This is a genomic window from Microbacterium sp. UBA3486 (assembly GCF_002377845.1).
GTDB classification, from domain to species: domain Bacteria; phylum Actinomycetota; class Actinomycetes; order Actinomycetales; family Microbacteriaceae; genus Microbacterium; species Microbacterium maritypicum_A.
In genome coordinates, this window is sequence record NZ_DFQP01000094.1 from 23,443 (window position 1) to 23,707 (window position 265).

Sequence of the window (265 nt, forward strand, 5' to 3'; positions counted from 1 at the left end):
GACGCGGACGGTCGTCACGGTCGAACCGGGCACGCTCGGTGCCACGGTCACGGTCGAACCGGGGACGCTCGGCACCACGCCGGTCGTCGCGACCCGGACGCCCACCATCGCGGTGGTCGTTGTCACGGAAGCCCTGACGCTGGGTGCCGGCGCCGCGGTCATCGCGACGCGCACGGTCGTCACGGTCGAACCGGGGGCGGTCGCCGCCGCGGTCGTCGCGGTAGGTGCCGGGCCCGGTCGGGCGCTGTCCGGTCGGGCGCTGTCC

1 protein-coding gene is annotated in these 265 nt (G+C 76.2%); it reads left to right on the forward strand.

The features are described from left to right. Window positions 1–265 (forward strand): hypothetical protein (locus B2869_RS14700; RefSeq protein WP_292768104.1); only part of this gene is annotated, 265 nt, incomplete at both ends.